Origin of the sequence: Rhizobium sp. CB3060 (assembly GCF_025200735.1) — a bacterium.
Taxonomy (GTDB): Bacteria; Pseudomonadota; Alphaproteobacteria; order Rhizobiales; family Rhizobiaceae; genus Rhizobium.
In genome coordinates this window covers 979,151-1,006,003 of sequence record NZ_CP104158.1, presented here as the reverse complement: position 1 = coordinate 1,006,003, position 26,853 = coordinate 979,151, and the positions used below count along the sequence as shown (strand labels likewise).

Sequence of the window (26,853 nt, the reverse complement as noted above, 5' to 3'; positions counted from 1 at the left end):
TATCAGCCTGCCAGCCGATTGATCGCCGCTTCGACGGTGATCGTTTCGCGGGCGCCGGTCTTGCGATCCTTGACTTCCACTTCGCCGTTCGCGATCGAACGCGGCCCGACGATGATCTGCATGGGCACGCCGATCAGGTCGGCAGTGGCGAACTTCGTTCCGGCACGATCGTCCGTATCGTCAAGCAGAACGTCCTTGCCGGCCTTCGAGAGCGCCGCGTAGATCGTCTCGCAAGCCGCGTCGCAGGACTGATCGCCGGCCTTCATGTTGATCACGACGGCATCAAAGGGCGCGATCGACGCCGGCCAGATGATTCCGTTCTCATCATGCGATGCTTCGATGATGGCGGGAACAAGGCGTGTCGGGCCAATACCGTAAGAACCCATATGGACGGCATGCTCCTTGCCGTCAGGACCCTGCACTTTCGCGCCCATCGGTTCGGAATATTTCGTGCCGAAATAAAAGATATGGCCGACCTCGATGCCACGGGCCGACAGGCGCTCGCCTTCCGGAATGGCGTTGAAGGCCGCCTCGTCATGCATCTCGGAGGTCGCCGCATAGACCGACGTCCATTTGTCGAAGATGGCTTTCAGGCCAGCGACGTCATCAAAATTCGTGTCGTCTGCGGGGATGTCGAAATTGACGAAATCCTTGTGGCAGAAGACCTCCGATTCGCCGGTGTCGGCGAGGATGATGAATTCATGGCTGAGGTCGCCGCCGATGGGGCCGGTGTCGGCGCGCATCGGAATTGCCCTGAGACCCAGTCGATTGAAGGTGCGCAGATAGGCAGCGAACATCTTGTTATAGGAGTGCACCGCACCTTCGAGCGTCAGATCGAAGGAATAGGCATCCTTCATCATGAATTCGCGCGAGCGCATGGTGCCGAAGCGTGGACGGATCTCGTCGCGAAACTTCAGTTGGATATGATAGAGGTTCAACGGCACGTCCTTGTAGGACTTGACGTAGGAGCGGAAGATGTCGGTGACCACCTCCTCATTGGTCGGGCCGTAGAGCATGGGGCGCTCCTGACGATCCTGGATGCGCAGCATCTCCTTGCCATAGGCGTCATAACGGCCGCTTTCCTGCCAGAGCTCGGCCGACTGCAGCGTCGGCATCAGCAGCTCGATGGCGCCGGCACGGTTCTGTTCCTCGCGGATGATATTGTTGACCTTGTCGAGGACGCGCTTGCCCAGCGGCAGCCAGGAGTAAATGCCTTGCGACTGCTGGCGGATCATGCCGGCGCGCAGCATCAGCCGATGGGAAACAATTTCAGCCTCTTTGGGATTTTCCTTCAGAATGGGCATGAAGTAACGAGACAGGCGCATGGGCTGATTCCAGATGGTTTGACGTTCCGCATTTGGCGGAATCGTTAGAAATTTAACTGCTGGAGGAGTTCATAACTGCTTCGGCGCAGGAAAGAAACCCGCATTTAGCGCGAGTAAAGCGGACGAACACCCGCAAATGTTGGGCAACGTCATATATTTTTGGAAATTCGAAAAAATGCACGTTTATAAGGATTTGGGAGAGAAATGTGTCAACAGAAAAATTCTGCGCGACTGTAGCAAAAATGCAAAAAAACAGATGACAACGGCCAATCTTTGAGCTAATTTTAGCTCACAAAAAAGGCAAGAAGGCTAAATTCTTGTCGTTTCGCGGTCAAGTCTTGGGAGGATCAGATCTTAGGCGCGCTCGCTCGCAGCCCCGGCAACGGATAAGGATCACGCGATACTTAAAAACAAGGCTTACAGCCTTGTTTTTTTTTGCTTTTCTGCGGCCCTGATCACGACCTTTTCGAGCCGGCAGGCTTTGGAACCGTTCCCAACCGCAGTCAAGTCAACGCGACGGCATCATCGCCGTTGCGCAGCCTCTTTGCCTCAAACTGATGACAAGGGTATGACGGATTGCTGACTATTCGGTGGCGAAGGATTTCAGCCGCAAATTGCAAAGAATTTCAAGGATAAACGTCAGCCGTCGTAGCGTGGAATGATCGGTGGGATCGAGTTGAAGCCGATGCCCAGATAGTGGGAGCTGATGTACCAGGCGCCGTAGATCAGGCCGGATACCAGCGTCGTGATCAGCACCACTCTTAAACCACGGAATTTCGTCGGCGCACTTTCGACGGTGCCGAGGACCACATGATTGTCTTCGGCTTGGGTGCGCAACCCAAACGGCAGGATGGCGAAGAGCGTGATCCACCAGACAACGAAATAGACAGCGCATGTCGAAAAAATCTGCTGGACCATTATGCTTCCTCAAGACAGGCTTCAAACCGGCCCGCACTCTCCTCGTCCCAACCAGCTTATAGAGCCAAAGCTTCCTTGTTTCAAAGCGCAGTTCAGCGCTCTAATGTCACACTGCTGTGTCGAACGCCGATCTAAGGGGTCGCGCTCTGCTCAAGCTCGATGAGAGTCCCAAAAAAATCCTTGGGGTGCAGGAAGAGCACCGGCTTGCCGTGGGCGCCGATCTTCGGCTCGCCATTGCCGAGCACACGGGCGCCGGCGTCGAGAAGCCGATCACGTGCGGCCAGAAGATCATCCACCTCGTAGCAGATATGGTGCATGCCCCCATCGGGGTTCTTCGCCAGGAAGGCCGATATCGGCGAGGCGTCGCCGAGCGGTTCCAATAGCTCGACCTTGCCGTTCGGCAGATCTATGAAAACGACGGTGACACCGTGTTCCGGCAAGGGCTGCGGCGCCGAGACCTTGGCGCCGAGCGTATCGCGATAGGTGGCGGAAGCGGCGGCGATATCAGGAACGGCAATCGCGATGTGATTGATGCGTCCGAGCATGGCTGCCCCTCCCCCCCGACCAGATAGAAACGCTATTAACCGGGCACGCGCGTGACGAACACCGTCACGACCGGCTTCTTGCCCCAGCCATGGTTGGCAGCGGCGCGTACGGCGCGACGCACAGCTTCCTGCAGCATGTCGATATCCTTGCGGCGGGCGCGCGGGATGCTTTCGATGGCGCTGACGATGGCATCGAAGAGCGTGTCTTCCATATCCTCGCCTTCGTCGTCATAGGCCGGCAAGCCGATCGCGACGAGATCGGGATCGCCGACGATCTCATAACGGGCATCGAGCAGGACATTCACGGCGACATGGCCGACATAGGCGAGCTTCTTGCGCTCGCCTATGCCCATCTCGTCAAAATCGCCGATCAGCGTGCCATCCTTGAAGATGCGGCCATGCGGCGCCTCGCCGATCACCTCGACCGGGCCTGGAGCCAGCCGCAATATGTCGCCGTTGCGAACCCGTGGCACGATGGAAATGCCGGATTGTTCGGCCAATTCCTTATGTGCGGTCAGATGCGTCGCCTCGCCATGCACCGGCACGACGATCTTCGGCCGCGTCCATTCATACATCCTCTGCAGCTCGTTGCGGCGCGGGTGGCCGGAGACGTGGACCAGCGCTTCAGCATCCGTCACCACATGCACGCCCTGCTCGGTGAGCCCGTTCTTGATATCCTGGATGGCCTTCTCATTGCCGGGAATGGCGCGCGAGGAGAAAACGACGATATCGCCGGCGGCGAGCGCGACGTTGCGCATTTCGTCGCGCGAAAGTTTGGCAAGAGCAGCGCGCGGCTCGCCTTGGCTGCCGGTCAGGATGACGACCACCTTGTCGCGCGGGATATAGCCATATTCATCTTCGGCGATGAACGGCTTGATGCCCTCCATGATGCCGATGTCACGGGCAACATCGACAACGCGCTTCAGCGAACTGCCAAGCAGCAAAATCTCGCGGCCTGCGGCCTCGGCGGCCTCGGCAATGGTGCGGATGCGGCCGACATTCGAGGAGAAGGTGGTGATCGCAACCCGGCCCTCGGCATCCTCGATGATCTTGCGCAGGCTTTCGGAAACATCCTTTTCCGAGGGAGATACGCCGTCTCGCAACGCATTGGTGGAATCGCACATCAATGCCAGCACGCCTTCATCACCGAGTTGGCGGAAACGCGCCTCATCGGTCAGCGGTCCAAGCGATGGCTCGTGATCGATCTTCCAGTCGCCGGTGTGAATGACATTGCCAACCGGCGTGCGGATCACCAGCGACATAGGCTCGGGAATGGAGTGATTGACGCCGACGCCTTCGATGCTGAAGGGGCCGACATTGATACGATCGCCGGCCTTGAACGGCGTGATCGGGATTTCGCCCATCGCCTTCTCATAGTCGCGCTTGGCTTCCAGCAGGCCGGCTGTGAAGGCCGACGCATAGACGGGAACGTTCAGGCCCGGCCAGAGATCATTCAATGCGCCATAGTGATCCTCATGCGCATGCGTGATGATGATGCCTTTGAGATTCTTGCGTTCCTTGGCGAGGAAACGGATATCGGGGAGCACGAGATCGACGCCGGGCAGGTCCGGCCCCGGAAAGGTGACGCCGCAATCGACCATGATCCACTGGCGATGCTCCGGCGCGCCATAGCCGTAAAGCGCGAGATTCATGCCAATCTCGCCGACGCCGCCGAGTGGCAAAAACACCAGTTCGTCTTGGTTTGCCATATCTATCTTTTACCTACGATCTGAAAAAAACATCGCCCGCAGCAATCGGCAAAATCTTGCCGCCGCCAGTATCGAGCATCAACAAGCCATTATCATCGATTCCGGCAAAATGGCCGGAAATCGAACGGTCCGGCAGATTCACGGCGATCTTTTCCCCGATGCCGCAGGCAACCTCGCGCCAGCGTGCTGTAACCTCGCGAACACCTTTGCCGCTATTCCAGACCGCCAAGGCTTCGGCCATGGACGCATAGAGATGCGCAAACAGTTCTTCCGGCGATACGGTCGAGCCATGCTCATGCAGGCAGGTGACCGGATAGAGCGGGTTTTCCGGCTTGACGGCAATGTTGATGCCGATGCCGATCACCAGCGCATAGCGTCCATCGGGAAGAGCTTCTCCCTCGATCAGAATGCCGCAAGTTTTCTTGCGGCCGATCAGGATATCGTTCGGCCATTTGACCTCGACCGGTTCCGCGGCCAGAGGCAGCACGCTCCGCACCGCTTGGTGCACGCCAACGGCGACAGCCAGCGGCAGGGAGCCAAGGCGGTCCATCGGAGCCGGATCGATCAGAAGGAGGGAAGCATAAAGATTGCCGGGTTCGGACACCCAGGCGCGTCCGCGGCGTCCACGGCCACCCGTCTGGCGGCCCGCTGTTACCCAGAGATTGCCGGCATCACCTGCCCGCGCCCGCTCCAGGCATTCGCTATTGGTGGATGCAGTCTCTGAAAGGGCAACATGCCGGAAGTCGGCGAGCGACTTCCGGCTGTTCATGTCAGACGCCATCAAAACAACGTCGCGGCAGCGAGATCGGCCGCACCGCCGATAGCACCGCCGAAGAAGACATAGGTGACGACGAAGAGACCGGAAAGGCCGAAGACCAGACGCAGCGAACCGGCCGTACGGGTGAACTCGTCCTTGGCTTCATCGAACCACATCACCTTGATGACGCGGAGATAATAGTAGGCGCCGACGACCGATGCGAGAACGCCGATGATGGCGAGCGCATAGAGATGGGCCTGGATGGCAGCGACGAAGACGAAGTACTTCCCGAAGAAGCCTGCGAGCGGCGGGATACCAGCCAGCGAGAACATCAGCGCCGTCAATACGACAGCCATGAAGGGATTGGTCGTGGAAAGGCCGGCGAGATCGTCGACATTCTCAACCTGACGGCCGTCGTCGCGACGCATCGCCATGATGATGGCGAAGGAGCCGAGCGTCATGGCCATGTAGATGACCATGTAAAGCATGACACCGGAGACGCCGGTCTTGCTGCCGGCGGCAAGACCAACAAGCGCATAGCCCATGTGACCGATGGAGGAATAAGCCATCAGTCGCTTGAAGTTGCGCTGACCGATTGCGGCGAAGGAGCCGAGCAGCATCGAAGCGATCGAGATGAAGACGATGATCTGCTGCCAGTCGGCAAGCACCGGATGAAAAGCGGTGACGACGATACGGGTCAAGATCGCCATGGCCGCAACTTTCGGGGCGCCGGCAAAGAAGGCGGTGACCGGGGTCGGCGCACCTTCATAAACGTCCGGCGTCCACATGTGGAACGGCACGGCAGAGATCTTGAAGGCAAGGCCCGCGAGAACGAAGACCAGACCAAAGACGAGGCCGAGCGAACGGGTCTCGGAGCTGAGCGCCGTGGCGATCGCATCGAAGGTGGTGTGGCCGGTGAAGCCATAGACAAGCGACATGCCGTAGAGCAGCATGCCCGACGACAGTGCGCCGAGCACGAAATACTTCAGACCGGCTTCCGTCGACTTGACGCTATCGCGGTTGATGGCGGCAACGACGTAGAGCGCCAGGGACTGGAGCTCCAGCGATAGATAGAGCGAGATCAGGTCATGCGCCGAGATCATCAGCAGGATGCCGAGGGTCGCCAGCAGCAGCAGCACGGGGAATTCGAAACGATCGAGCTGCTGCTCGCGCGCATGTCCCATGCTCATGAACATGGCGACGATCGAGCCCACGAGGGCGACGATCTTCATGAAGCGCGAAAAGCCATCGGCGAGATAAGCGCCGCCGTAAGCCAGGCCTTCGCCCGGCACGAAGATGATCCAGAGACCGGCCACTGCGAGAACTGCAATGGCAAGGCCGGTGACCGTCGGTCCCGACCGTTCGCCCGCGAAGACGCCGATCATGAGCAGCACAAGCGCACCGACCGCGAGGATAAGCTCCGGGATGGAAAGATGCAGGCTTGCAAGAATTGTGTCAGCAGTCATGTCGAATAAGTCCCGTCATCAATTCATCGACAGCGCAACATTCTGCGCGGCGTGCAGGGCTGCGGTGTAGTTGTTCACAAGCAGATCCACCGAAGCGGCCGTCGCATCGAAGATCGGAGCCGGATAGACACCGAAGAAGATCGTCATCGCGATCAGCGGATAAAGGATGAGCTGTTCGCGCGGCGACAGATCCAGCAGCTTCTTGAGGTTTTCCTTTTCCAGCGCGCCGAAGATAACGCGGCGGTAGAGCCAGAGCGCGTAAGCGGCTGAAAGAATAACGCCGGTCGCGGCGAACAGTGCAACCCAGGTGTTGGCGCGGAAGACGCCGATCAGGGTCAGGAATTCACCGATGAAGCCGGAGGTGCCGGGCAGACCGACATTGGCCATGGTGAAGACCATCATCGCAACGGCATATTTCGGCATGTTGTTGACGAGACCGCCATAGGCCGCAATCTCGCGGGTATGGGTGCGGTCGTAGACCACGCCGACGCAAAGGAAGAGTGCGCCGGAGACGATACCGTGCGACAGCATCTGGAAAATCGCGCCCTGAACACCCTGCTGGTTGGCAGCAAAGATGCCCATGGTGACATAGCCCATGTGCGCGACCGAGGAATAGGCGATCAGCTTCTTGATGTCTTCCTGCATCATCGCCACCAGCGAAGTGTAGATGATGGCGATGACGGACAGAGCGTAGACGAGCGGCGCGAAATATTCCGACGCGTTCGGGAACATGCCGATCGAGAAGCGGATGAGACCATAACCGCCGAGCTTCAGAAGAATGCCGGCCAGAATAACCGAGCCTGCCGTCGGCGCCTGAACGTGCGCGTCGGGCAACCAGGTGTGAACCGGCCACATCGGCATCTTCACCGCGAAGGAGGCGAAGAAAGCCAGCCATAGCCACGTCTGCATCTGCGGCGGGAACTTGTAGGCGAGCAACGCCGGGATATCCGTCGTGCCGGCCTGCCAGTACATCGCCATGATGGCAAGCAGCATCAGCACCGAGCCGAGCAGCGTATAGAGGAAGAATTTGTAGCTGGCATAGACGCGATCCTTGCCGCCCCAGACGCCGATGATCAGGAACATCGGGATGAGACCGGCTTCGAAGAAGACGTAGAACAGCACGATATCCAGCGACGTGAAAACGCCGACCATCATCGTCTCGAGGACGAGGAAGGCGATCATGTAGTCCTTTAGGCGCTTCTCGATCGAGAGCCAGCTCGCCAGCACGCAGAAGGGCATCAGGAAGGTGGTCAGGATGACGAACAGCATGGAGATGCCGTCGACGCCCATGTGATAGCTGATGCCGGAGCTCAGCCAGTCATGCTTCTCGATCATCTGGAAGCCCGGATTGGCATTGTCGAAGCCAATCCAGACGAACAGCGACACGACGAACGTGAAGACCGTGGTCAGCAGCGATACGTTGAGGATGTTGCGGCGGCCGTTGGGTCCGTCATCCCGCATGAACAACAGGAGAAGGACGCCCACCAGCGGCAGGAAGGTGACCGTTGAAAGAATAGGCCAATCGGTCATCAGAGGGAACTCCCGAGCATCATCCAGGTAACGAGGGCCGCAATACCGAGCAGCATCGCGAAGGCATAGTGATAGAGGTAACCGGTCTGCAGGCGAACAACGCGGTTGGTGACATCGACGACGCGGGCGGCGACACCGTTCGGGCCGAACGTGTCGATGACCCCGATATCGCCCTTCTGCCACAGGAAGCGACCAAGCGCCTTGGCAGTGCGAACGAAGAGGAAGTCATAGAGCTCATCGAAGTACCACTTGTTCAGCAGGAATTCGTAGAGCACGCGATGCTGCTGCGCGAGGATGCGCGGCGTCTGCGGCGACCTGATGTACATGTACCAGGCCAGAACGAAGCCGAGCAGCATAGCGATGAACGGGCTGACGCTCACCCAAGCCGGAACATGTTCCATCTCTTCGAAGATGTGGTTGGTCGGCAGTGTGAACAGCGCAGTCTTCCAGAACTCGCCATAGGCCTCGCCAACGAAATCGTTTCTGAAGACCATGCCCGCGGCGGCAGCCCCGAGCCCCAGCAGATAGAGCGGGATCAGCATGACGTTCGGCGATTCATGCACGTGATGCATGACCTCATGCGAAGCGCGTGGCTTGCCGTAGAAGGTCATGAAGATCAGACGCCAGGAATAAAAGCTCGTGAACAGGGCGGCAATAACCAGCAGCGTAAAGGCAAAGCCTGCGGCCGGGCCTTGCGAGGCAAAGGCAGCTTCGATGATCGCGTCCTTCGAAATGAAGCCCGCGAAGCCGAAATGCGTGAAGGGGATGCCGACGCCGGTAATCGCCACCGTGCCGGTGATCATCATCCAGAAAGTGTTCGGAATATGCTTACGCAGACCGCCCATGTGGCGCATGTCCTGCTCGCCGTCGACGGCGTGAATCACCGAACCGGCACCGAGGAAGAGCAGCGCTTTGAAGAAGGCGTGCGTGAACAGGTGGAAGATGGCTGCGCCATAGGCGCCGACGCCGAGAGCGACGAACATGTAGCCGAGCTGCGAACAGGTCGAATAGGCGATGACGCGCTTGATATCGTTCTGCACGAGACCGACGGTTGCCGCAAAGAAGGCCGTAATCGCACCGATGATGGTGACGAAGGTCAGGGCGTCCGGCGACAGTTCGAAGATCGGCGACATGCGAGCGACGAGGAAGACGCCGGCGGTGACCATGGTCGCGGCATGGATGAGCGCCGACACCGGGGTCGGGCCTTCCATGGCGTCCGGCAGCCAGGTGTGCAGCAGGAACTGCGCCGACTTACCCATGGCGCCCATGAAGAGCAGCAGGCAGACGCCGGTCAGTGCATGCGCACGATCAAGATGCATGCCGAAGAGATTGAGCACGATATCGCCCGGCTGACCGCCCTGCCCCGCGGCAAAGCTCTGGGCGTTGCCAAAGATGACGTCGAAATTGATCGAGCCGAAGAGAACGAAGACGCCGGCGATACCGAGCACGAAACCGAAGTCGCCGACGCGGTTGACGATGAAGGCCTTGATCGCGGCCGCAGATGCGGACGGCTTCTTGAACCAGAAACCGATGAGCAGATAGGAGGCCAGACCGACGCCTTCCCAGCCGAAGAACATCTGGGCGAGGTTGTCGGAGGTCACCAGCATCAGCATGGCGAAGGTGAAGAGCGAGAGATAGGCGAAGAAGCGCGGACGATGCGGATCGTGATGCATGTATCCGATCGAATAGATGTGAACGAGGGTCGAAACCGTGTTCACGACGATCAGCATCACCGAGGTCAGCGTATCGATGCGCAGCATCCAGGAGACATCGATGCCGCCGGACTGGATCCAGCGCAGCACTTCCACCTTGATCGGGCCCTCGGCGTGACCAAGCGCGACCGTGAAGAAGACGATCCATGACAGAACCGCGGCGACGATCATCAAGCCGCTGGTAACGTATTCCGAAGCCTTGGCACCGATCCCGCGGCCGAACAGGCCGGCAATGATCGCGCCGATCAGGGGAAGAAAGACGATAGCCTTATATAAAAACATAGCTGTATCAGCCCTTCATCACGTTGACGTCTTCGACCGCGATGGAACCGCGGTTACGGTAGAAGACGACGAGAATTGCAAGACCGATGGCCGCTTCGGCAGCAGCGACGGTCAGAATGAACAGAGCGAAGACCTGGCCGACGATATCGTTGAGGAACGACGAGAAGGCGACCATGTTGATGTTGACCGCAAGCAGGATGAGCTCGATCGACATCAGGATGATGATGACGTTCTTGCGGTTCAGGAAAATGCCGAAAACGCCGAGCACGAAAAGGATGGCGCTGACCGTCAGGTAGTGGGAAAGTCCGATGACCATATTCTTGTTCCTTTGACCCTCGTGCCGCGCCTTAGACGCCCTGCCCCGGCTTGACCTTGACCACCTCGACGGCGGTCGCAGGCGTGCGGGCGACCTGTTGCGGAATGCTCTGGCGTCTGACGTGGGTGCGATGCCGCAGCGTCAGCACGATCGCGCCGATCATCGCGACCAGAAGCACAAGACCGGCGATCTCGAAGAAATAAACGTAGTTGGTATAAAGCACGTCGCCGAGTGCTGCGGTGTTCGTGCGGGTCGTCACCGCCGGGATCGGCATAGCGACCGACTTAGCGACAACAGGTGAAATCACGCTGCCGCCGATGACGACGATCAGCTCGGCGGCGAGAATGATGCCGATCAGCGCGCCGATCGGTGCATATTCCAAAATGCCTGCCCTGAGCTCGGAGAAGTCGATGTCGAGCATCATGACGACGAAGAGGAAGAGGACTGCGACGGCGCCGACATAGACGACCAGCAGGATCATCGCCAGGAATTCCGCCCCCATCAGCAGGAAGAGGCCGGCGGCATTAAAGAATACCAGGATGAGGAACAGGACCGAATGGACCGGATTCCGCGCCGAGATAACCATGAACGCCGACGCCACCGCGACAAAGGCGAAGATATAGAAAAAAAGAGCCTGCAGACCCATGTTGGTGCCTTTTTCGTCTTCCCCCGGGCAGCCGGGAGTGTCCCTGCCCGATGGGACTTGGCTGGACATGCGTCCGGCAAAGCCCCGGTCTCTATTCCACCGCGACGGCGACAATCTCAGCCGCCCGTCACGGCATATTCAAAATTCCGCTTAGCGGTACGGCGAGTCCATCGCGATGTTGCGCGCGATTTCGCGTTCCCAGCGGTCGCCATTTTCGAGAAGCCGCGCCTTGTCGAAATAAAGCTCTTCGCGGGTTTCCGTGGCAAATTCGAAGTTCGGCCCTTCGACGATGGCGTCGACCGGGCAAGCCTCCTGGCAGAAGCCGCAATAGATGCACTTCACCATATCGATGTCGTAGCGCACCGTGCGGCGGGTGCCGTCATTGCGGCGCGGCCCGGCTTCGATGGTGATGGCCTGAGCAGGACAGATGGCTTCGCAGAGCTTGCAGGCGATGCAGCGCTCTTCGCCGTTGGGATAACGGCGCAGCGCATGTTCGCCGCGGAAGCGCGGGCTGACCGGCCCCTTTTCGAAGGGATAATTGATCGTCGCCTTCTGCTTGAAGAAATAACGCATCGACAAAAAGAATGCGCCGACGAATTCCTTGAGGAACAGTGAGCTGACGGCGTTGGAAAGTCCGGCCATCTTCAACCTCCAAATCTGCTTGAAGCGAGGATCGACATCATCATGCCCATCCCGTCAGCTTCAGCACGAATGCAACGATAATGACCATAGCGAGCGACAGCGGCAGGAACACCTTCCAGCCAAGGCGCATGAGCTGGTCGTAGCGGTAGCGCGGCACGAACGCCTTGACCATCGCGAACATGAAGAAGACGAGGCACGACTTCAGCAGGAACCAGATGACGCCGGGGACCCAGTTCAAGATCCAGATATCGACCGGCGGCAGCCAGCCACCGAGGAAGAGGATCGTGGTCAGCGAGCACATCAAAACGACGGCGGCATATTCGCCGAGCATGAACATCATGTACGGCGAAGAGCCATATTCGACCATGAAGCCGGCAACCAGCTCCGATTCCGCTTCCGGAAGATCGAATGGCGGACGGTTCGTTTCAGCGAGCGCCGAAATGAAGAACACGATGAACATCGGGAACAACGACAGCCAATGCCAGTCGAGGAACGACGCCGGCAGGCCGAGCTTGGTACCGAGGCCGGTCTGCTGCGACATGACGATATCGGTCAGGTTCAACGAACCAACGCAGAGCAGCACGGTAACGATGACGAAGCCGATCGAGACTTCGTAGGACACCATCTGCGCGGCGGAACGCAGCGCGCCGAGGAACGGATACTTCGAGTTCGAAGCCCAGCCGCCCATGATGATGCCGTACACTTCCAGCGACGAAATCGCCAGAATGTAGAGGATGCCGACATTGATGTCGGCGATGACCCAGCCATGCGCCAGCGGCACGACGGCCCAGGTGGAGAGCGCCAGGACCACGGAGACGAGCGGCGCCAGCAGGAAGACGGTCTTGTTGGCGCCGGCCGGGATGATCGGCTCCTTGACCATGAACTTCAAAAGGTCGGCGAAGGACTGGAACAGGCCAAAGGGACCGACGACGTTCGGGCCGCGGCGCAACTGAACCGCCGCCCAGATCTTGCGGTCGGCAAGAAGGATATAGGCGATGAAGATCAGCAGGCAGACCAGGAGCAGCAGGGACTGACCGATGATAATCAGCGCCGGCCAAAGATAGGTCGAAACGAATGAATCCATAGTCCTCTGCCCTTACTCTGCCGCAGCCTGGAAATTGTTGCGGGCCAATGCCGAGCACTCGGCCATGACGGCCGAGGCGCGCGCTATCGGGTTCGTCAAATAGAAGTCTTTGATCGGCGAAGCAAATGCGGATTTGCCCATCGCGCCGGCTTTTTTCGCAAGTGCGACAATTTGGGCGCTATCGCCTTCAGCGATCTCGTCGATGCCGGCGAAATGCGGGAACGCAGCATAGAGCTTGGCGCGCAATTCTCTCAGCGAATCAAAGGGAAGCTTCTTGCCGAGCACGTCGGAAAGGGCGCGGATGATGGCCCAGTCCTCGCGAGCGTCGCCCGGTGCGAAACCGGCACGATTGCCCATCTGAACGCGGCCTTCTGTGTTGACCCAGGTGCCCGACTTTTCGGTGTAGGTAGCGGCCGGCAGAATGACGTCCGCATTGTGCGCGCCATTGTCGCCGTGCGAGCCGATGTAGACAGTGAACTTCGCACCCTTGCGGGTGAAGTCGAGCTCGTCAGCGCCCAGCAGGAAGAGGACGTCCATCGACGACAGCATCGCCGCAGCGTTGACGCCCTTTGCACCCGGCACGAAGCCGAGGTCGAGGCCGCCGACGCGGGAAGCTGCGGTATGCAGCACGGCAAAGCCATTCCAGCCGTCCTTCACGACGCCGACAGCGGCAGCGAGCTTGGCGGCATTCGCCAGCACTTCGGCGCCGTCTTCGCGGATGAGCGCGCCCTGACCGATGATGATCATCGGCTTCTGCGCATTCTTCAGAACGTCGGCGAAGCTGTGCGAACCGCCGACGACATCAGCCAGCGTATCCGGACCAGCGCCGAGATAGTCATAGGAGTAACGCAGGTCGGCATGTTCGCCGATCACACCGATCGGGAACTTACCCTTGCGCCAGCGTTTGCGGATGCGCGAGTTCAACACGGCCGCTTCGAAGCGCGGAGTGGCGCCGATGATCAGCAGCGCATCGGCAGCTTCGATGCCCTCGATGGTCGGGTTGAAGATGTAGCTTGCACGGCCAAGCGACGGATCAAGCGCCGTCCCGTCCTGGCGACAGTCGAGATTTTCCGACCCCAGCGACTTCAGCAGTTCGGAGAGCGCGTACATTTCCTCGACGGAAGCAAGATCGCCGGCGATCGCGCCGATCTTGTCGCCGCTGGTGGCGGCAACCGCAGACTTGATGGCGGCGAAGGCATCACCCCAGGTCGAAGCCTGCAGGCGGCCATCCTTGCGGACATAGGGCTTGTCGAGACGCTGCGTCTTCAGACCGTCCCAGATGAAGCGGGTCTTGTCGGAGATCCACTCTTCGTTGATCTGCTCGTTGACGCGCGGCAGCACGCGCATGACTTCGCGGCCACGGGTGTCGACGCGGATGGCCGAGCCGAGCGCGTCCATGACGTCGATCGATTCGGTCTTGTTCAGTTCCCACGGACGAGCCGTGAAGGCGAAGGGCTTCGAGGTCAGCGCGCCGACGGGGCAAAGGTCAACGACATTGCCCTGCAGCTCGGAGGTCATTGCCTGCTCAAGATAGGTGGTGATTTCGGCATCTTCGCCGCGGCCGATCAGGCCAAGTTCGGAAATGCCGGCGACTTCCGTGGTGAAGCGGACGCAGCGCGTGCAGTGGATGCAGCGGTTCATCACGGTCTTGACGAGCGGGCCGATGTACTTGTCCTCAACGGCACGCTTGTCTTCCTGATAGCGCGAACTATCGATACCGAAGGCCATGGCCTGGTCCTGCAGGTCGCATTCGCCGCCCTGGTCGCAGATCGGGCAATCCAGCGGGTGGTTGATCAGCAGGAATTCCATCACGCCTTCGCGGGCCTTCTTGACCATCGGCGTGTTGGTGAAGACTTCCGGAAGCTCGCCGTTCGGGCCGCCGCGGATATCGCGCACACCCATAGCGCAGGAGGCCTGCGGCTTCGGCGGACCGCCCTTCACCTCGACGAGGCACATGCGGCAATTGCCGGCTACCGACAGTCTTTCATGGAAGCAGAAGCGCGGGACTTCGGCGCCGGCTTCCTCGCACGCCTGGATAAGCGTGTAGTGATCCGGAACTTCGATCTCTTTACCGTCAATCTTCAGTTTTGCCATCGTCCACTCAGTCCTATGTCACGTCTGCCGCCGAACCTGGCTGCAGACAATTTCATGATCGCAACACCGTCTCGCCACCGGCGCGGCATTTTGAGCCGCATGGCACCGGTCTTGCTCACAATCACCTTTGCCGAACCTTGCCCCCACAAGATCAGCGTCCCGGCTGAAACATCGCGAGACCCCGCCCGCAACATGCCCACCGCCCTATTCACACTCTTCGGCCGCTTGGGGCATCGCCGAAGAAAACTCTCAACCCCGACCTCTTGGCTGGAGCGCTTTTGCCTGGCCAATCCAATCGTCGCGCCGGATACGGCCGTCGAAACCGAGTTCCGCATCGATCCGCTCGACATCCGCCTCGTTCCAAGCGGCGATATCGGCAAAGCGTAGAACGCCGCGTTCGTTCAGAACCTGCTCCAGCTTCGGACCGATACCCGAAATCCGCTTCAGGTCGTCGGTCTTCACGACGGCCTTGCGGTTGCGCGCTGGCGCCGCTGCAGGCTTTGCCGCAACTGGCTCGGGAGCAACAACCGCAGCCTTGGCGCGGGCTTTGGAGGGCGTCTTTACCGGCGCCGCTTTCGCCGAGACTGGCTTCGGTTCGGCCTTCCTCACCTCAACCGGTGTTGCTTGAACGGGCTTTGCTTCGACCGGCTTGGCAACGGGCGATGCCTTCACGACCTTCGCTTCCCCTGCCCCGTCAGTCTTTGCGCTCGGCTTCTCCTCGACCGCGGTATCGTCCGTCTCGTCAAGCGCGACAGAGAGCTTGTTGGTCGCCTCGACCGCGCCCTGCAGCGCGCCGAAGAATGCGCCGGCCATCTGCGACGAGAAGCCGAACCCGATCGCGGTCGCGGCGGCAAAGGCTGCCGCCGGATGCGCCATCAAAGGGTGGATCGGCAAAATGGGCGAATTCCGCAGCATATCCGCTGCAATACGGCCGAGATCGGCCGATGCATCGGCTGCCCTGCTGTTCTGCGTGGTATCTGTGCTCTTCGCCATCATCGTCCTTACTCGGCCGCTTCCAGCACCGCTCCGTGGCTCGTTGCATTGGCCGTGTATTGGTCAATGCGCTTTTCGATTTCCGGGCGGAAGTTGCGGATCAGGCCCTGTACCGGCCATGCGGCGGCGTCGCCGAGCGCACAGATGGTATGGCCTTCGATCTGCTTCGTCACCTGGAACAGCATGTCGATTTCGCGCTTCTGCGCATTGCCCCTGGCCATGCGCTCCAGCACGCGCCACATCCAGCCGGTACCTTCACGGCACGGCGTACACTGGCCGCAGCTTTCATGCTTGAAGAAGGCCGAGATGCGAGCAATCGCCTTGATGATGTCGGTCGACTTGTCCATGACGATCGCAGCCGCCGTACCGAAGGACGACTTGACTTCGCGCAGACCGTCAAAATCCATCGGGCAATCGATAATGTCGGCCGCCGGAACGACCGGGCACGATGCGCCGCCGGGGATGACAGCAAGCAAATTGTCCCAGCCGCCACGAATGCCGCCGCCATGCTTCTCGACGAGCTCGCGGAAAGTGATGCCCATCGTTTCTTCGACCGTGCATGGACGATTGACGTGACCGGAAAGCATGAACAGCTTCGTGCCGACATTGTTCGGACGGCCGAAAGACGAGAACCAACCGGCGCCGCGACGCAGGATCGTCGGGGCAACGGCGATCGATTCGACGTTGTTGACGGTCGTCGGGCATCCATAGAGACCCATGTTGGCCGGGAACGGCGGCTTCAGCCGCGGCTGACCCTTTTTGCCTTCCAGGCTTTCGAGCAGCGCGGTTTCTTCGCCGCAGATATAGGCGCCGGCACCGTGATGAACGAAAACATCAAAATCCCAGCCGAGCTTATTGTTTTTGCCCAACAATCCGGCGTCATAGCATTCGTCGATCGCAGCCTGCAGGGCTTCGCGTTCGCGCATGTATTCGCCGCGGACATAGATATAAGCCGTGTTCGCACCCATGGCGAAACCGGCGATGACGCAGCCTTCGATCAGCGTATGCGGATCGTGGCGCATGATATCGCGGTCTTTGCAGGTGCCCGGTTCGGACTCATCGGCATTGACGACGAGATAATGCGGGCGGCCATCGCTTTCCTTCGGCATGAAGGACCACTTGAGGCCGGTCGGGAAGCCAGCGCCGCCGCGGCCGCGCAGACCGGATGCCTTCATCTCGTTGACGATCCAGTCCCGACCCTTTTCGAGGATCTGCTTGGTGCCGTCCCAGTGGCCGCGGCTCATCGCGCCTTTCAGGGACTTGTCCTTGAGACCGTAGATATTGGTAAAGATGCGATCCTGATCCTGTAACATACCTTACCTCTTACTCAGCCTTGTCGCCGACAGCCGTATTGTCTTCTTTGGCCGGAGCAGCCTTCGGATGCTCGGCGGACAGCGCCGTCTTGCCATCGGCCGGGCTCTTCAGCGCCGGATTGGTCTCGGCATCGCTGCTAACGGGCTTGGCTGCCTCGGATGGCGGCAGAGCAACCGTTTCGGCGGCAACTTTAGCACCGGCCTTCTTCTTCGTCTTCGTCGCCGGCGAATCCAGAAGCGACGTCAAACCACCTTCCGGTGCGGAGAAAACGCGATCGATCTGCGGACCGGTCGGAACTTCGCTGCCCTTGCCTGCGACGAATGCATCGATGATCTCTTCGAGACGTTCCGGCGTCAGATCCTCATAGGTATCCTTGCCGATCACGACCATCGGTGCGTTGACGCAGGCGCCCTGACATTCGACTTCTTCCCAGGAGAGCGTGCCTTCCGCGTTGCGCTCCAGCGCGTGGGCGGCGATCTTGCTCTTGCAGACCTTCACCAGGCCTTCAGCGCCGCGCAACATGCAGGGCGTCGTGCCGCAGACCTGAATATGAGCGCGGCTGCCGACCGGATGCAGTTGGAACTGCGTGTAGAAGGTGGCGACTTCGAGTGCCCGGATATAGGCCATATCAAGCATATCGGCGATCTTTTCGATGGCCGCCTTGGTGACCCAGCCGTCCTGCTCCTGCGCGCGCATCATCAGCGGGATGATCGCGGATTGCTGGCGGCCCTCGGGATATTTCTTGATCGTCTTTTCAGCCCAAGCCGCGTTCTCCTGGTTAAAGGCGAATGCGGCAGGCTGGAATTGATCTTCGGCTAGTCGACGAACGGACATCTTTCACGCCTTATCTCAGTTTAAGGACCCACACCGCGTATCCGTCAGGGACGAAAATTCGCAGGCATAGGCCGACTGGTCTTTCTGCATAAACACAACGAATTTGCCGCCGTTCGGCACGGCGGCCTTTATTTCATAGCCACGTGACACGAGATCGGCCATGGTCGATACCGCGCTCTGCGAAGCCGTATTTCCGCTCTTTGCAACATTCGAGCTTTTCGCATTCGAACCTTGCACGGAGATGCTGGGCAACGCCTGCGCCTTGCCGGCCTGCTGAGCCGAAGCTCCGGAAGCAACGAGAAGCGCAGTAGCGATGACCAGCCAAAGCTTCATCAGCGATCCACCTCACCGAACACGATGTCGAGCGAACCGAGCACGGCCGCGACGTCGGCAAGCAGATGGCCGCGGCACATGAAATCCATGGCCTGCAGATGCGCATAGCCCGGCGCCCGGATCTTGCAACGATACGGCTTGTTCGAACCGTCGGAGACGAGGTAGACGCCGAACTCGCCCTTCGGCGCTTCAACGGCGGCGTAAACTTCACCGGCCGGCACGTGATAGCCTTCGGTGTAGAGCTTGAAGTGGTGGATCAGCGCTTCCATCGAGCGCTTCATTTCACCGCGCTTCGGCGGCACGACCTTGCCGTCCAGCGAGGAGACCGGGCCAGTCTTGGCATCGCCAAGCAGGCGGTTGACGCACTGCTTCATGATGCGGACCGACTGGCGCATTTCGATCATGCGGATCAGGTAACGGTCGTAGCAATCGCCGTTCTTGCCGATCGGAATGTCGAATTCGAGATCGGAATAGCATTCGTAGGGCTGCGCGCGGCGCAGGTCCCATGCGGCGCCCGAGCCGCGGACCATGACGCCCGAGAAGCCCCAGGCCCAACAGTCTTCCAGCGACACGACGCCGATGTCGACGTTGCGCTGCTTGAAGATGCGGTTGCCGGTGAGAAGCTCGTCAATATCGTCGAGCGCCTTCAGGAAGGGATCGCACCAATCGCCGATATCCTCAACCAGCTTTTCCGGCAGATCCTGGTGAACGCCGCCCGGACGGAAATAGGCGGCATGCATGCGCGAGCCGGAGGCACGCTCATAAAACACCATCAGCTTTTCGCGCTCTTCGAAGCCCCAGAGCGGCGGCGTCAACGCGCCAACGTCCATGGCCTGCGTCGTCACGTTCAGCAGATGCGACAGGATACGACCGATTTCGGAATAGAGCACGCGGATCAACTGACCGCGGATCGGGATCTCGATGCCGAGCAGCTTTTCGACGGCCAGCGCGTAGGCGTGTTCCTGGTTCATCGGCGCCACGTAATCGAGGCGATCGAAGTAAGGAACGGCCTGCAGGTAGGTCTTCGTCTCGATCAGCTTTTCCGTGCCGCGATGCAGCAGGCCGATATGCGGATCGACGCGTTCCACAATTTCGCCGTCCAATTCGAGGACAAGACGCAAAACGCCGTGCGCAGCCGGGTGCTGCGGACCGAAATTGATGTTGAAGTTGCGAACGTTGTGTTCAGTCATTGCAATGCGCTCCGCTTATTGCAGGCATTAGCCAGTAGGCAATAGGCAATAGTGTAACCGTTAACTCTCATATCCGTGTCGTTCGTCCTGCAATCGGCGAATAAGCGATCGCAGCATCTTGCCGATTTCATCACCCAAGGACATCGTCGCCTTAATTCGCTCAAAAGCGACGATCTCTACTCGCGTTGACAATATCAGATGCGTTTCCAATTCCTTCAGCGACCCTTGTGCGATCTTTAGGTGATGAACGTAAGCCCCTGTAGCTTCTCGCCCAAAACCTTCCGCGATGTTTGCCGCGATAGATACAGATGCGCGCCGTATCTGTGAAACCAAGCCGTAAATCTCTTCCTTCGGAAATTCCTTGGTAAGAGCATAACATTCAACAGCAAGGTCCATCGAGCGCTGCCACACAGTAAGGTCCTGGTAGGAATTAATCGCCGTTTGCCATTCTCCTATTGCCTATTGGCTACTGCCTATTGCCTCTTACTGCTTCGCCTTCTCGTCACCCGGGAGCACGTAGTCTGTGCCCTCCCACGGCGAGAGGAAGTCGAAGTTACGGAATTCCTGCTTCAGTTCGACCGGCTCGTAGACCACGCGCTTGGCGGCGTCGTCATAACGAACTTCGACGAAACCGGTGGTCGGGAAATCCTTGCGCAGGGGATGGCCTTCGAAGCCATAGTCGGTCAGAAGGCGGCGCAAATCCGGGTGGCCGGTGAAAAGAACGCCGTACATGTCCCAGGTCTCGCGCTCGAACCAATCGGCGCCGGGATAGACGCTGCAAGCCGACGGCACCGGCTGATCTTCGGCGACCGGAACCTTGATGCGGATGCGCAGGTTCTTCTTCGGCGACAGCAGGTGGTAGACGACGTCGAAACGATCGGGACGCTGCGGCCAGTCGACGCCGCAAATATCCGTCAGGTTGACGAAGCCGCATTTGGCATCATCACGCAGGAACGTCAGCAGCGCGACCACGTTTGCTGCCGTCGTCGTCACGTTCAGCTCGCCATACTTGATCTCGGACGACGAAATCAGCGTGCCGCGAACTTCCGTGAGATAGGTGGCGAGTTCGTTCAGGGCTTCACTCATATTGCCTTGTCCCCTGCCTTACCGTTCGATCGTGCCGGTGCGCCGGATTTTCTTCTGCAGCAGAAGCACGCCGTACAGCAGCGCCTCCGCCGTGGGAGGACAGCCCGGCACATAGATGTCGATCGGCACCACGCGGTCGCAACCGCGCACGACGGAATAGGAATAATGATAGTAGCCGCCGCCGTTGGCGCAGGAGCCCATTGAGATGACGTAGCGCGGTTCCGGCATCTGGTCGTAGACCTTGCGCAGAGCGGGTGCCATCTTGTTGGTCAGCGTGCCGGCGACGATCATGACGTCAGACTGGCGCGGCGAGGCGCGCGGTGCGAAACCGAAGCGCTCGACGTCATAACGCGGCATGGAAACCTGCATCATTTCGACGGCGCAGCAGGCGAGACCGAAGGTCATCCACATCAGCGAGCCGGTACGGGCCCAGTTGATCAGCTCGTCTGTCGAAGTGACCAGAAAGCCCTTGTCGGCGAGTTCATTGTTGATCTCGCCAAAATACGGATCATTGCTGCCAACGGGCTTGCCGGTTGCGGGATCGATGATCCCCTTCGGCTGCGGCGCAACGAGCGTCGTGTTGCTTTGGACTACTCCCATTCGAGCGCCCCCTTCTTCCATTCATAAATAAAGCCGATGGTCAGCACCGCCAGGAATACCATCATCGACCAGAACCCGAACCAGCCGATCGCACCAAAGGATACGGCCCAAGGGAAAAGGAAGGCGACTTCCAGGTCAAAGATGATGAAGAGAATCGACACAAGATAGAAGCGGATGTCGAACTTCATGCGGGCGTCGTCGAATGCGTTGAAGCCGCACTCATAGGCCGACAGCTTTTCCGAATCAGGCGCCTTGAAGGCGACGGCAAACGGCGTGATCAACAACGCCAGGCCGATCACCACGGCAATACCAATGAAAATAGCTATCGGAATATAGGAACTGAGCAGTCCAGTCATCATGTCCATCCCTGCTTGCCATGTGCGCCGGGGCGGCGCCTCTGGGCAAATGCCCAAGCCAAGCGAAAGAGCGTTGCAACAGAGCCGTGGTTAGCGCAGCCGGAGCGCGGGCGCAAGCCTTTTGAATATGTCGTTTCAAGCACTACCGAACCGGACTTACCAACAGGCTGTAACGATATCGCGACAAATCCGCGCAAAGGCAAAACGGCTTTTTCGCAGTCGCAGCAAATTGATGATTGATTGTAATGGCTTGAAACAAATGGCGCGAGTGACGGGGCTCGAACCCGCGACCTCCGGCGTGACAGGCCGGCACTCTAACCGACTGAGCTACACCCGCGCATCGTTTGACCTTTCGGTCATGCGAAATCCGGCAATCATGCTTTAAAATGGCGCGAGTGACGGGGCTCGAACCCGCGACCTCCGGCGTGACAGGCCGGCACTCTAACCGACTGAGCTACACCCGCACTTCATTTCAAGCATTCCGGATGCTTTCGCATCCATCAAAGCGGCCTCGCCGTTCGATGAGCGGCTAACTACGGGGTTCGCGTTTGGGTGTCAAGCAGGTTTAAATACAAATCCATGACAGAGCACGAATTGTTTTCGCGACCGCCGCCGGCACGTTTCGGCTCCGTCGATTTGGCATGGCAGGTTCGCGCCTCACGCATTTCAAAAACGGCTCATAAACCCGCCCCAACCAAGCCGGGCTTCCCCAGCAGTCGCATGTGGCGATATCGTCCACTGATGCCGCGCCATCAAAAAAATCAAAAAATCTTCACAAACACTCTTGCGGTTTTTTGTCGTTCCGCATAGATCACGGCCACCGAACGCGGCGGGCCAGTGACCCGCTTGCTGCAAGGGCGATTAGCTCAGTTGGTAGAGCGCCTCGTTTACACCGAGGATGTCGGGAGTTCGAGTCTCTCATCGCCCACCATTTTCCAAATATAAATCGATTGGTTGAAATAACGGTTTTCAAGCTATTTGACAGCGCTCTTTGCGCACCAGAACGGTGCCAACGCCCCAGCGGCACCCGCTCAATAATTCCCCGTAATCACGATCGTCAGAAGTACCGCTGAAACAACCACAAGAGCTGCGATGATTGCGAGCAGCTCCTTCAGCATAAAACGTTCCATCTTGCCGCCATCCATGACGTTTGCTCCCCGCAAACTGCTTATTCGCGCTTTGTCCCAACATCGAATCGCTGCGTTAGGTTTAACGCGAATCTCCCATAGGCGGAGGGTATGTCAATTTCGGGTCGGGAATATCGATCTTTGTCGGCCTTTGCCGTGGCGGCGGGTCGATATAGGCGGCCGGGAGGTTGACGCTTCGCGATAGGAGCCGCTTAGCGATCTCAGCGGATGCCGCCCGTGCGCCGGCCCGCGAGTAAAAATTCCCGCGCACCTGCACCGATGCGGCAAGCAGTTTCAGAAATGCGCTGCGAAGGCCGGGCAACGGCTTTGCTGGATTGCCCCAGAAGAGGTCCAATGGCTTTTGGTCCGTCAGACGGTCGATATCGTAGATCGCCGCTCCAAGGGCTTTTACCGGTCTCTCAGCCTGCAGGGCGGAAAGTGCGGCGGTGGAATTGACCGTCACCATGCCCTGGCTTGCCGAAATCAATTTTTCGAGATTGCCGCCGTCGATAAAATGGATGCGGGAGGACAGGGCGAGCCTTGCGCCTATGCCGTGGATATAGCCCCTCCAGTCGACAAGCCCATTGTCGAGCGGATGAAGCTTTATAACCAAATGCATGTTTGGCGCTGCGTGCGCGGCAAACGACTGCATGATCTGCTTGATTGCATCCTGCTGTCGATGGAAGGGCGAGTGCGAGCGGAGTTGATAATCCGTCTGAAGCTGCAGGGGATAGACGAAGAATCGCGTCTCAGCGGTGATCAAGCACTCGATGGTCGCCTCCGCTTCCCGTGCACGCCTGCCGCTCGACGGCAGCCGGCGGAGCCAGCCCGCATATTCCACCAGCGGATGATAGAGCGCATGGCGCCGATAGCCGGGATAGAGAAACCACAGAAAAGCGTTGGGAAGATTGTAGAGGAGATCATAGGCCGCTTCGGCCAGGAAACTGTGACTGAAGCGACGGCTCCAGTCCGGCTCGGGAAGGCTCGCCGCGGCCTGGACGAGGTATAGCGGATCGACGGGAAAACGGGAATTGGATGACATTCCGTCACGCTCGAGCGTCACCCAATCCGGCCGCAGATATCCCATCTCGACGACATTGATACTAGCGGCTCGCCGCCTCGCCTCTTCGATGGCGACTTGATGGTACGGGCGCTCTTCCCCGAGAAGAATCAGGTCCGTGACCCTGTCGGCCTCGATTCGGCGGCGAACGTAGCTGCGCCAACCGGCAAAGCCGCCGCGATAATTGAAGGCGCCACGGCGGCGCCAGAATATCCAATCGCCCGGGTTGAGGTTGATGCGTATGCAGCGATGGCCTGCCGCTTCCAGCCCCCCGGCGATTTCAACGAAAAGCGGTGAGGACGGCCCTTGCAGGAAAAGAAAGACACGCGGAGAAGCCGCTGCATCCCCCTGCCCGTCAGCCATCACTCCGGAACCTCGGTGCTGAGGCCGGCGTAGCGCAGCAGCGTGCCGATGAGGTTCCAAGGCGCTTCTTCCTGCGGCGGCATCGGCTTTTGCGAGTGCGACCGCGCACGGCCGAGCGGAACGACGATGTAGTCCGTGCGCGGATCGGGGAAGGGATCGGCGAAGGCCTTCAGCAGCGGCGCGTGATCACCGTAGAATAGCAGCCACACAGGACGGTCGAGCCGATCCAAGTGATGCGCGAGATTGCCCAGCGCATGGTCGGCGCGCATCAGCAGCTCGCTATAGATATCGACCGGATTTGTCAGGTCGCCGCAGCGGCCGGGCTCCCAAGGGCCATGATTCGCCATGGAAGCGACGAAGACGAAATTTTTTCCGGCGCCATCCTCGTCGATCGCCCGAATCACGCTTTTCGTCAGCGACAGGTCGCTGACATAGGGGCCGTCGCGGTCGGGCCGGTGGTCGAATTCGTCCAGCATCATCATCCGGTCGAAACCGAGCTGCGGCATGGCCTTGTGACGCAGGAAAAAAGTTTTGTCGTAGGGGTGGATGAATTGCGTCTTCCAACCGGCCTTCCGCAGCCGTTGCGGCCAGACAACATCCTTATAGTGGCTGGCGCGCAAATAGGGGTAGCTCGCGTCGATATGGACGTTTTCGGGCAACAAGCCGCTCAGCACTGCGAACTCGGTGCGCAGCGTATAGCCGCCCTCGAAAACGCTTGTCATGCGGCCCCATTGGGCGGCCTGCTCCCGTAGCCGGTCAAGATTGGGCAGCTTGACGTTTTCCACGCCGAAATGCCGGAGATCGATGAAGGATTCGGATTGCCATATGACGATCAACGGTTCGTCGTCGCCATGCTCCCATAGTTCATGAAGAGCGGAAATGAAGCGTTCCGATAACTGAGTGACGATAGCCTCGCGCCTGACGCCCACCCAGATGACGAAATGAAAGACGACGGATTCAAAAGTGCCGAATCGGACCGTATCCTTCTTGACGTCGACCTTGCCGAGAACATTCTGTGTGAAACGACAAACGGGGCCGCTGACGATCCGGCTGAATAAGGCGAGCCAGGGGCCGAAGGCGATCGCCAGCATCACGAGAACCCAAAGGAAACCGTTGTGGCTGGGCAGGATCGAGGGCTCGAAATACATATAAAGCGCGCTGACGCCGAATACATAGGAGAGCGCGATGACCCAGAAGACGATGTTCAGAGACGTCGCGTAGAAAATCTCTTTGTATTTGAAAACATCGACCACTAGGGCGATGTCGGAAAAGACCAGGGGTTCGCGGATGAACTCGAATTTTGCGCGCGAAATTCCGGTGAAGATGACGAAGAAACTGATCGCACCCTGCGCACCATAAATCGGACGCCAGGAGATTGCGAAGAAGAAGCCGTAGATGAGAGCGATGACGGGAATTCTTGCCGCCCATTCGAACGCCAGCCGCTTCAAACTTCTCTCTGTATGATTTTGTTTGTTGACTGCGGCAGGCATCGCAAAAGGGTCGGTCAGGAAAATGACCACGCAGGAAAAAGCGAAGCAACCAAGCGTCAACAGCGCCGGAAAATCATGAAGTTTCAAAACTAAACCGTCCAAGATATATAGTCTGCGGCAGCTCGCTCCAAAAACCGGAAAAAGCCGCCAATTCCAAAATTCTATCGTTCTATGTGTCTCACCAGGCGCGCTGGAGCATGACATAAATTATGGAAACTTCGTTCAGCCCCGATCAAAGCCTTTGTCGATCGAGCGGGCAAGGCTTCCATCCCGTCCTTGCTCAATTATTTTTCGAAGCTTGCGAGAATACCACCATATCAACAGCGGCTTTATCAAGGGCCCGAAATAGGCGAGAGCGGTCAGCGACCATCCAAAGTGGATTCGGGCCTTGCCGCGGTCGAGACCGCCGACGATTTTTGCCGCCACGGCTTCGGCGCTCCACGGCTTGACCGTACCCATCAATAGCTCCGCCTCGGCGGGCCGCATCGACATTTCACGGTGATATTGCGGCGTGAGCGTATCCGGCGGAAAGCAGATCGCGACACGCACCCCGGCGATGGCCGCTTCTGCGCTCAAGGCTTCGGCAAAGCCGATCAGCGCCGACTTGGAGGCGCAATAGGCGGTGTAGCCGTAAATGCCGATCAAAGCGGCGCCAGAGGAGATCATCATGATCTTGCCGCTGCGACGGGTCTTCATGCCCTTATAGACAGCGCGCACGATATTCGCCGTTCCCAGGAGATTGGTGGCAATCTGCTCGTCGAAAACTACGGCCGGCATAATATCGAAAGCAGATGGCTCGACGATGCCGGCAGACGCGATCAGGACGTCGCAAGGTCCGAAAGCACGCTCGCAGGCCTCAACGGCTTCCAAAACCTGTTTGGCGGATGCGACATCGACGGAGGCAATCTGGATGCAAGAAAGATCGACGCCTGCCATGGTCGCAATCTCAACACGCGCCTCTTCCAGACGCCCGGGGTGGCGAGCAAGAAGAGACACCCGGTCGCCTCTGATGGCATAGAGCTTGGCGATCGCCAGACCGATCCCGCTTGAGCCTCCGGTGACGATGACATGCATGACCTGA

24 protein-coding genes, 3 tRNA genes and 1 pseudogene are annotated in these 26,853 nt (G+C 59.1%); 1 reads left to right on the top strand and 27 read right to left on the bottom strand.

Annotation, left to right across the window (positions count from 1 at the left end; all coding sequences use genetic code 11):
• Positions 1–2: 2 nt before the first annotated feature.
• The 24 genes and pseudogenes from proS to N2601_RS04810 form a co-directional block, all read right to left on the bottom strand.
• Positions 3–1,325, bottom strand: coding sequence for a proline--tRNA ligase (proS, locus tag N2601_RS04925; protein ID WP_104822698.1), 1,323 nt, complete (start codon positions 1,323–1,325; stop codon positions 3–5).
• Positions 1,326–1,964: 639 nt separating this feature from the next.
• Positions 1,965–2,243, bottom strand: a complete 279-nt coding sequence (locus N2601_RS04920; protein ID WP_104822697.1) for a DUF1467 family protein — start codon at positions 2,241–2,243, stop codon at positions 1,965–1,967.
• A 131-nt stretch (positions 2,244–2,374) separates the two neighbouring features.
• Positions 2,375–2,788, bottom strand: coding sequence for a methylmalonyl-CoA epimerase (gene mce / locus N2601_RS04915; protein ID WP_104822696.1), 414 nt, complete (start codon positions 2,786–2,788; stop codon positions 2,375–2,377).
• 35 nt (positions 2,789–2,823) lie between these two features.
• Positions 2,824–4,497 carry a ribonuclease J gene (locus N2601_RS04910; RefSeq protein WP_104822695.1) on the bottom strand — a complete coding sequence of 558 codons (1,674 nt, stop codon included), beginning with the start codon at positions 4,495–4,497 and terminating at the stop codon, positions 2,824–2,826.
• Between the two features lie 13 nt (positions 4,498–4,510).
• Positions 4,511–5,278 (bottom strand): biotin--[acetyl-CoA-carboxylase] ligase, encoded by a 768-nt coding sequence (locus N2601_RS04905; protein WP_104822694.1) that lies wholly within the window; start codon positions 5,276–5,278, stop codon positions 4,511–4,513.
• On the bottom strand, positions 5,278–6,720 hold the full coding sequence (gene nuoN / locus N2601_RS04900; RefSeq protein WP_104822693.1) for an NADH-quinone oxidoreductase subunit NuoN: 1,443 nt from the start codon (positions 6,718–6,720) through the stop codon (positions 5,278–5,280). The genes N2601_RS04905 and nuoN overlap by 1 nt, the downstream gene beginning before the upstream one ends.
• A gap of 18 nt (positions 6,721–6,738) precedes the next feature.
• A complete protein-coding gene (locus tag N2601_RS04895; protein ID WP_260303814.1) occupies positions 6,739–8,250 on the bottom strand; it encodes an NADH-quinone oxidoreductase subunit M in 1,512 nt (503 codons plus the stop codon).
• A complete protein-coding gene (gene nuoL, locus N2601_RS04890; protein ID WP_104822691.1) occupies positions 8,250–10,244 on the bottom strand; it encodes an NADH-quinone oxidoreductase subunit L in 1,995 nt (664 codons plus the stop codon). The genes N2601_RS04895 and nuoL overlap by 1 nt, the downstream gene beginning before the upstream one ends.
• Before the next feature lie 7 nt (positions 10,245–10,251).
• Positions 10,252–10,560: an NADH-quinone oxidoreductase subunit NuoK gene (gene nuoK / locus N2601_RS04885; protein WP_004122490.1), complete on the bottom strand. Its 309-nt coding sequence runs from the start codon at positions 10,558–10,560 to the stop codon at positions 10,252–10,254.
• Positions 10,561–10,591: 31 nt separating this feature from the next.
• Entirely contained in the window at positions 10,592–11,206 is a 615-nt protein-coding gene (locus N2601_RS04880) for an NADH-quinone oxidoreductase subunit J (RefSeq protein ID WP_104822690.1), read from the bottom strand.
• Between the two features lie 150 nt (positions 11,207–11,356).
• Positions 11,357–11,848: an NADH-quinone oxidoreductase subunit NuoI gene (gene nuoI, locus N2601_RS04875; protein ID WP_104822689.1), complete on the bottom strand. Its 492-nt coding sequence runs from the start codon at positions 11,846–11,848 to the stop codon at positions 11,357–11,359.
• A 40-nt stretch (positions 11,849–11,888) separates the two neighbouring features.
• Positions 11,889–12,932, bottom strand: a complete 1,044-nt coding sequence (gene nuoH / locus N2601_RS04870; protein ID WP_104822688.1) for an NADH-quinone oxidoreductase subunit NuoH — start codon at positions 12,930–12,932, stop codon at positions 11,889–11,891.
• Between the two features lie 12 nt (positions 12,933–12,944).
• A complete protein-coding gene (gene nuoG, locus N2601_RS04865; RefSeq protein ID WP_104822687.1) occupies positions 12,945–15,026 on the bottom strand; it encodes an NADH-quinone oxidoreductase subunit NuoG in 2,082 nt (693 codons plus the stop codon).
• Between the two features lie 249 nt (positions 15,027–15,275).
• The gene (locus N2601_RS04860; RefSeq protein WP_445944984.1) at positions 15,276–16,022 is read right to left on the bottom strand and encodes a 5' DNA nuclease; all 747 of its coding nucleotides are present in this window, start codon (positions 16,020–16,022) and stop codon (positions 15,276–15,278) included.
• A 5-nt stretch (positions 16,023–16,027) separates the two neighbouring features.
• A complete protein-coding gene (gene nuoF / locus N2601_RS04855; RefSeq protein ID WP_028754009.1) occupies positions 16,028–17,332 on the bottom strand; it encodes an NADH-quinone oxidoreductase subunit NuoF in 1,305 nt (434 codons plus the stop codon).
• A 55-nt stretch (positions 17,333–17,387) separates the two neighbouring features.
• Positions 17,388–18,167, bottom strand: a pseudogene (gene nuoE / locus N2601_RS04850) (NADH-quinone oxidoreductase subunit NuoE); the annotation flags it as partial.
• A 15-nt stretch (positions 18,168–18,182) separates the two neighbouring features.
• Positions 18,183–18,500 carry a hypothetical protein gene (locus N2601_RS04845; protein ID WP_104822684.1) on the bottom strand — a complete coding sequence of 106 codons (318 nt, stop codon included), beginning with the start codon at positions 18,498–18,500 and terminating at the stop codon, positions 18,183–18,185.
• Entirely contained in the window at positions 18,500–19,690 is a 1,191-nt protein-coding gene (locus tag N2601_RS04840; protein ID WP_104822683.1) for an NADH-quinone oxidoreductase subunit D, read from the bottom strand. The genes N2601_RS04845 and N2601_RS04840 overlap by 1 nt, the downstream gene beginning before the upstream one ends.
• Before the next feature lie 60 nt (positions 19,691–19,750).
• The gene (locus tag N2601_RS04835; protein WP_104822682.1) at positions 19,751–20,086 is read right to left on the bottom strand and encodes a four helix bundle protein; all 336 of its coding nucleotides are present in this window, start codon (positions 20,084–20,086) and stop codon (positions 19,751–19,753) included.
• An 87-nt stretch (positions 20,087–20,173) separates the two neighbouring features.
• Positions 20,174–20,776 carry an NADH-quinone oxidoreductase subunit C gene (locus N2601_RS04830; RefSeq protein ID WP_104822681.1) on the bottom strand — a complete coding sequence of 201 codons (603 nt, stop codon included), beginning with the start codon at positions 20,774–20,776 and terminating at the stop codon, positions 20,174–20,176.
• Between the two features lie 18 nt (positions 20,777–20,794).
• Complete coding sequence (locus N2601_RS04825) at positions 20,795–21,376, bottom strand: NuoB/complex I 20 kDa subunit family protein (protein ID WP_104822680.1); 582 nt, start codon at positions 21,374–21,376, stop codon at positions 20,795–20,797.
• Positions 21,367–21,732: an NADH-quinone oxidoreductase subunit A gene (locus N2601_RS04820; protein ID WP_028754004.1), complete on the bottom strand. Its 366-nt coding sequence runs from the start codon at positions 21,730–21,732 to the stop codon at positions 21,367–21,369. Before N2601_RS04820 ends, N2601_RS04825 begins: the two co-directional genes overlap by 10 nt.
• A 260-nt stretch (positions 21,733–21,992) precedes the next feature.
• Positions 21,993–22,069: transfer RNA gene (locus N2601_RS04815), tRNA-Asp, on the bottom strand.
• A 50-nt stretch (positions 22,070–22,119) separates the two neighbouring features.
• Positions 22,120–22,196 (bottom strand) — tRNA-Asp (locus tag N2601_RS04810).
• A 391-nt stretch (positions 22,197–22,587) separates the two neighbouring features.
• Here N2601_RS04810 and N2601_RS04805 point away from each other — a divergent pair.
• A tRNA-Val gene (locus N2601_RS04805) sits at positions 22,588–22,663 on the top strand.
• A 278-nt stretch (positions 22,664–22,941) separates the two neighbouring features.
• On the opposite strand, the gene N2601_RS04800 is transcribed toward N2601_RS04805, so the two are convergent.
• The 3 genes from N2601_RS04800 to N2601_RS04790 form a co-directional block, all read right to left on the bottom strand.
• Entirely contained in the window at positions 22,942–24,285 is a 1,344-nt protein-coding gene (locus tag N2601_RS04800; RefSeq protein ID WP_445944983.1) for a capsule biosynthesis protein, read from the bottom strand.
• Positions 24,282–25,859 (bottom strand): LTA synthase family protein, encoded by a 1,578-nt coding sequence (locus N2601_RS04795; protein WP_245463942.1) that lies wholly within the window; start codon positions 25,857–25,859, stop codon positions 24,282–24,284. Before N2601_RS04795 ends, N2601_RS04800 begins: the two co-directional genes overlap by 4 nt.
• 135 nt (positions 25,860–25,994) lie before the next feature.
• Positions 25,995–26,846: an SDR family oxidoreductase gene (locus N2601_RS04790; protein WP_104822677.1), complete on the bottom strand. Its 852-nt coding sequence runs from the start codon at positions 26,844–26,846 to the stop codon at positions 25,995–25,997.
• Positions 26,847–26,853: the final 7 nt, after the last annotated feature.

Excerpts from the sequence above, each read along its gene's own strand:
- proS (WP_104822698.1), bottom strand. The coding sequence starts at position 1,325 with ATGCGCCTGTCTCGTTACTTCATGCCCATTCTGAAGGAAAATCCCAAA.
- N2601_RS04920 (WP_104822697.1), bottom strand. The coding sequence starts at position 2,243 with ATGGTCCAGCAGATTTTTTCGACATGCGCTGTCTATTTCGTTGTCTGG.
- mce (WP_104822696.1), bottom strand. The coding sequence starts at position 2,788 with ATGCTCGGACGCATCAATCACATCGCGATTGCCGTTCCTGATATCGCC.
- N2601_RS04910 (WP_104822695.1), bottom strand. The coding sequence starts at position 4,497 with ATGGCAAACCAAGACGAACTGGTGTTTTTGCCACTCGGCGGCGTCGGC.
- N2601_RS04905 (WP_104822694.1), bottom strand. The coding sequence starts at position 5,278 with ATGGCGTCTGACATGAACAGCCGGAAGTCGCTCGCCGACTTCCGGCAT.
- nuoN (WP_104822693.1), bottom strand. The coding sequence starts at position 6,720 with ATGACTGCTGACACAATTCTTGCAAGCCTGCATCTTTCCATCCCGGAG.
- N2601_RS04895 (WP_260303814.1), bottom strand. The coding sequence starts at position 8,250 with ATGACCGATTGGCCTATTCTTTCAACGGTCACCTTCCTGCCGCTGGTG.
- nuoL (WP_104822691.1), bottom strand. The coding sequence starts at position 10,244 with ATGTTTTTATATAAGGCTATCGTCTTTCTTCCCCTGATCGGCGCGATC.
- nuoK (WP_004122490.1), bottom strand. The coding sequence starts at position 10,560 with ATGGTCATCGGACTTTCCCACTACCTGACGGTCAGCGCCATCCTTTTC.
- N2601_RS04880 (WP_104822690.1), bottom strand. The coding sequence starts at position 11,206 with ATGGGTCTGCAGGCTCTTTTTTTCTATATCTTCGCCTTTGTCGCGGTG.
- nuoI (WP_104822689.1), bottom strand. The coding sequence starts at position 11,848 with ATGGCCGGACTTTCCAACGCCGTCAGCTCACTGTTCCTCAAGGAATTC.
- nuoH (WP_104822688.1), bottom strand. The coding sequence starts at position 12,932 with ATGGATTCATTCGTTTCGACCTATCTTTGGCCGGCGCTGATTATCATC.
- nuoG (WP_104822687.1), bottom strand. The coding sequence starts at position 15,026 with ATGGCAAAACTGAAGATTGACGGTAAAGAGATCGAAGTTCCGGATCAC.
- N2601_RS04860 (WP_445944984.1), bottom strand. The coding sequence starts at position 16,022 with ATGATGGCGAAGAGCACAGATACCACGCAGAACAGCAGGGCAGCCGAT.
- nuoF (WP_028754009.1), bottom strand. The coding sequence starts at position 17,332 with ATGTTACAGGATCAGGATCGCATCTTTACCAATATCTACGGTCTCAAG.
- N2601_RS04845 (WP_104822684.1), bottom strand. The coding sequence starts at position 18,500 with ATGAAGCTTTGGCTGGTCATCGCTACTGCGCTTCTCGTTGCTTCCGGA.
- N2601_RS04840 (WP_104822683.1), bottom strand. The coding sequence starts at position 19,690 with ATGACTGAACACAACGTTCGCAACTTCAACATCAATTTCGGTCCGCAG.
- N2601_RS04835 (WP_104822682.1), bottom strand. The coding sequence starts at position 20,086 with ATGGACCTTGCTGTTGAATGTTATGCTCTTACCAAGGAATTTCCGAAG.
- N2601_RS04830 (WP_104822681.1), bottom strand. The coding sequence starts at position 20,776 with ATGAGTGAAGCCCTGAACGAACTCGCCACCTATCTCACGGAAGTTCGC.
- N2601_RS04825 (WP_104822680.1), bottom strand. The coding sequence starts at position 21,376 with ATGGGAGTAGTCCAAAGCAACACGACGCTCGTTGCGCCGCAGCCGAAG.
- N2601_RS04820 (WP_028754004.1), bottom strand. The coding sequence starts at position 21,732 with ATGACTGGACTGCTCAGTTCCTATATTCCGATAGCTATTTTCATTGGT.
- N2601_RS04790 (WP_104822677.1), bottom strand. The coding sequence starts at position 26,846 with ATGCATGTCATCGTCACCGGAGGCTCAAGCGGGATCGGTCTGGCGATC.